Origin of the sequence: Romboutsia sp. 13368, assembly GCF_018336475.1 — a bacterium.
Lineage (GTDB): Bacteria > Bacillota > Clostridia > Peptostreptococcales > Peptostreptococcaceae > Romboutsia.
On record NZ_CP048741.1, the window covers coordinates 1738055 to 1742557 of the forward strand.

The 4503-nt window shown below is 25.4% G+C and carries 6 protein-coding genes; 3 read left to right on the forward strand and 3 right to left on the reverse strand.

The genetic code is table 11. The features are described from left to right. Both G3997_RS07065 and G3997_RS07070 read left to right on the forward strand, forming a co-directional pair. A partial coding sequence (locus tag G3997_RS07065) for a hypothetical protein (protein WP_296644847.1) occupies positions 1-443 on the forward strand: 443 nt, incomplete at its 5' end. Between the two features lie 102 nt (positions 444-545). Beyond that, entirely contained in the window at positions 546-1301 is a 756-nt protein-coding gene (locus G3997_RS07070) for a peptidylprolyl isomerase (protein ID WP_296644849.1), read from the forward strand. A gap of 22 nt (positions 1302-1323) precedes the next feature. On the opposite strand, the gene G3997_RS07075 is transcribed toward G3997_RS07070, so the two are convergent. The 3 genes from G3997_RS07075 to G3997_RS07085 all read right to left on the reverse strand — a co-directional run bounded on the left by G3997_RS07075 (position 1324) and on the right by G3997_RS07085 (position 3446). Continuing rightward, positions 1324-1728 carry a CBS domain-containing protein gene (locus tag G3997_RS07075; RefSeq protein WP_296644851.1) on the reverse strand — a complete coding sequence of 135 codons (405 nt, stop codon included), beginning with the start codon at positions 1726-1728 and terminating at the stop codon, positions 1324-1326. 215 nt (positions 1729-1943) lie between these two features. Further along, positions 1944-2144, reverse strand: coding sequence for a cold-shock protein (locus G3997_RS07080; RefSeq protein WP_071119823.1), 201 nt, complete (start codon positions 2142-2144; stop codon positions 1944-1946). A gap of 120 nt (positions 2145-2264) precedes the next feature. Next, on the reverse strand, positions 2265-3446 hold the full coding sequence (locus tag G3997_RS07085) for an amidase domain-containing protein (RefSeq protein WP_296644854.1): 1182 nt from the start codon (positions 3444-3446) through the stop codon (positions 2265-2267). A gap of 170 nt (positions 3447-3616) precedes the next feature. On the opposite strand from G3997_RS07085, the gene G3997_RS07090 reads away from it, so the two are divergent. Then, positions 3617-4435, forward strand: a complete 819-nt coding sequence (locus tag G3997_RS07090) for a pyridoxamine kinase (protein ID WP_330616119.1) — start codon at positions 3617-3619, stop codon at positions 4433-4435. Positions 4436-4503 lie beyond the last annotated feature (68 nt).

Consider the following 4503-nt stretch of genomic DNA (forward strand, 5'->3'; position numbering starts at 1 on the left):
ATTACTTAATAACTATGAAAGGATATATTGTAACTATGAATATAGAATTTTTTGAGAAGTATTTTAAATTTTTATTTTTATCATTTTGGGCTATGATTTGGTATGAATTAGTTTTTGTTTCTGATGCTTTTATAAAAACAATACTAGTAAGTACATATTGTATAATAACTTCTATTTATATATTTTCTATAATATTTATAAAAAGAAACATCATGAAAAATATAACGCTTTATTATAGAGTAAGTATATTATGTTCTTTCATATCTACATTATTTAGTTTATTATTATTTCCAACAAGTATATTCTTTTTAATTCTAAAGATAATTTTTATACTTATTTGCTTATATTTTTCCTATACTAAATTATTTAAATACAAAATAGAAGAAGGCCTTGTGGGAATGCTTTCATCTATACTACTTTTAATAATAACTTTTTGCTATTAATACATATTTTATATATTTTGGGAAATATTAGACATATATGATTTTTTCTGATATTATTTATATTACAAAGATATTATTTAATAAACAAAAGGAGTTACTACTATGGAAAAAAAGGTTTTAGCTACAGTTGGCGAAAAAGAAATAACTAATTTAGATGTTGAAAGTGCTTTAAAAAGCTTAGATCCATATCAAGCTATGCATTTCCAAACTGAAGAAGGTAAAAAACAATTACTAGAAGATTTAGTTAACCAAGAATTATTCTACATGCAAGCTAAAGAAAATCAATTACATAATGATGAAGATTTCAGAACTGAAATGAAGAAAATTGAAGAAAATATGTTAAAGCAATATGCTATAAATAAAGTTTTATCTAATGTTACTTTAACTGAAGAAGAAAAGAAAGCTTTCTTTGAAGCTAATAAATCTAGATTTAACAAACCTGAGTCAGCTTCTGCTAAGCATATATTAGTAGATTCTGAAGAATTAGCTAATGATATACTAAATAAAATAAATAATAATGAACTTACTTTTGAATCTGCAGCATCAGCTCATTCTACTTGCCCATCTAAAGATGCTGGTGGAGATTTAGGTACTTTCGCTAGAGGACAAATGGTTCCAGAATTCGAAGAAGCTGTATTTAACATGAATAATGGTGAAGTTTCAGGACCAGTTAAAACTCAATTTGGATATCACTTAATAAAATTAGAAAATAGACAAGCTGGTGGAGAATCAGAGTATGAAGAAGTTAAAAATGAAATAGAAAGAAGTTTAATGTACCAAAAACAAAGTGAAGCTTACAACAATGAATTAAATAACTTAAAATCAAAATATAGTGAAACTGTTAAGTATCATGCTTAAAAGAAGAAGCCTAGTTAAATAACTAGGCTTTTATTTTATCATAACAATATTCAATTATATCTCTTCTTTTAATTATACCTATAAATGTATCTTTATCATCTACAACTGGAACAAAGTTTTGATTCATAGACTTAGAAATTAAATCTTCTATATTAGCATCTATAGACACAGGTCTATTATCTTTTCTTCTTTTAACTTCTGTTATCGGAATATCTTCTATAGATCTTAAATCTAAAGAAAGTTCATTTTTTAATGTCCATAATAAATCTCCCTCGGTAATTGTACCAACATACTTACCTTCTTTATTTATAATTGGAATAGATGAATATCTATGATACTCCATTTTTTCTAATGCTTGTCTCATTGTATAATCTTCGTATATGTATGCTACATCACTTTTTGGTGTCAAAAAAAATAATATATTCACTATTTATACCTCCATATACTCATATATAATATATGCTATTAATTTTTAATCCATATGGTATATTGCAATATCTTCTATAATTTAATTTTAACACATTTAGTACTATTTTTAAATTTAAATATATCAATATAAACTTTTCTTCACATTAAAAAAGCCGCTTGCAGGCGGCTGTCTTTCACATATTACTAGAATTACTAATATATATGAACTTTAGATTATAATCTAACTACGTTAGCAGCTTGAGGACCTTTAGCTCCTTCAACTACGTCGAATTGAACTGATTGTCCTTCTTCTAAAGACTTGTATCCTTCACCAGTTATAGCTGAGAAATGTACGAAAACATCTCCTTCACCTTCTACAGATATAAATCCAAATCCTTTTTCGTTGTTAAACCATTTAACTACACCAGTTTTCATTGATAAATCCTCCTAAAAAAAACACAATTATTTAGTCACAATTATTGTAACCTTATTACTAATTTAACACATAAATACATATTTGTCAAATATTAATTAATTACTAACATCTTTATAGGCTTAATAATTAACCTTTATTAAATGAAATCTTATAGCTTTATTACTCCATCCTAAGTCCCAAGGAACTAATAATCTATCAGTATTATGACATGTTACTAATGGATATCCTTTAGAGTCTAATCCTGTAACAGTAGATACATGTGTTATCCTTCCACCTTTTTCATATGCTACAAAATCTCCAGGTCTTAAGTTATAAGACTCCTTATAAGTTTCTTCATATGACCCTCTGNNNATTATACTAYCTCTTCCACTGTTTAATATATAATTTTTAAATCCTTGTGCATTTACCCAAGCTTTAGTTCCTTCTCTGTTAGAGTAATTCCATATGGAATTTTTTTTAAATCTTCCACTTTCATACATTATTTGAGATGCAAAATTAGCACAATCCCCTCCATCAGGGTTAAAATTCTTATAATTTTTATTAAATTTAAATTCATATTCATCTTCAGTTGAAACTCCACAATATCTATGAGCATAATCTATAGCCTTTTGTTGCTCATTTGTTAATTGTATTTCTGGTTTTTTCTGAGTTAGTATATAATTTTTTATATCATCTGATTTAATATTTTCTAAATTTAATGAGTCTGCAAATGGGTCCGTATACCACTCTTTAGTTATTATATATTGATTATCTTTTATCTTTACATTTAAATAATGCTCAGTTCCTATTCTAAATACATTTTGAATATCTTTTTCATTTTCATAAGAGTAATTATAGTCTGTTGCAACATTACATATTATTCCATATAAATCTGTCTCTTTTTCTCTTACTTTCCTGATTTTTACTTTAGTCTTTATGTCATTAAATATTACGCCTTGCTTACTAGACCAATTTTTTAGATATTTCATTTTTTCAACTTCATGTTCATAGGCCCATAAACCAGTCTTTTTTTCAACATCATAAAGTTCTTTTAATATTTCTTCATTCTGTTGTAATATTGATTTATTTCTATAATCAAATAAATTCTCTAAAAGAAGTTGATACTGCTCTTTCATTAAATCATCATCTATTTGTATTGCTTCTATATCATTTCCATTAAAATTAGAATTAAAATTTAATTTTGATATCATTATCCCTAGAGACACTATAAAAATTAAACATATAGAGACAACTACACTTTTTATGCACTTATTTTTTAATCTAAGCCTACTCAAAGCTACACCTCCTGATAAATAGTACATACATTATCCATTATAAATAATTATTTATTTTTTATTATTATGTCCAAATAAATCTATAAAATAAATAACTATTTTTCTTTTAGTTTATAAACTGATAACATATATTGTATAATTATATAGACAAGATATTTACATATTTTTCATTAAGTTTTCTGGAGGTGCTATATATTTTGAAAAAAATAGCTGCAATAAATGATTTATCTGGAATTGGTAGATGCTCATTATCAGTTGCTATACCTATAATATCTGCATTAAAAGTTCAATGTTGCCCCTTTCCAACATCTATACTATCTAGTCAAACAGGATATCCTAAGTTCACATTTTTAGATTTAACTGATGAAATGACTAATTATTATAAGGTTTGGAAAGATTTAAATATAAATTTTGACTGTATATATAGTGGTTTTTTAGGATCTTCTAAACAAATAGATATTGTTTCTAAATTTATAAATGAAAATCCTGATGCTTTTATTGTTGTTGATCCAATAATGGGTGATGATGGAGAATTATACCCAATATTTGATGAAGAGTCTTGCCTTAAAATTAAAGAACTTGTTAAAATTTCTAATTTAACTACACCTAATTTAACTGAAGCATGCTTTTTAACAGGTAGAAATATTACTAAACGCAATTTTTCACGTAATGAAGTAATACAAATAGCTAAAGATGTTTCTAAGTTAGGTCCTGAAAAAGTAATTATAACTGGTATATTAGAAGATGGTAATATTTCTAATATTGCATATGATAAATCTACAGATGAAGCATTTTTCACTTCTATAAAATATAATAATCGTTCTTATAGTGGTACTGGAGATATTTTCACTTCTATATTATGTGCTATGATATGTAGAGGATTTGATTTAAAGTATGGTGTAGATATTGCAACTAATTTTATATATAAAGTAGTTGAATACAGTTCTAAATTTAATGATGATAGAAATGATGGCATAAGATTTGAACAATTTTTAAGCTATTTAACAAATATTTAGGAGGTTTAAATACCTCCTTTTTCACTAACATCTTTTCTTAATTACTTTTATATTCCATATTAATAATT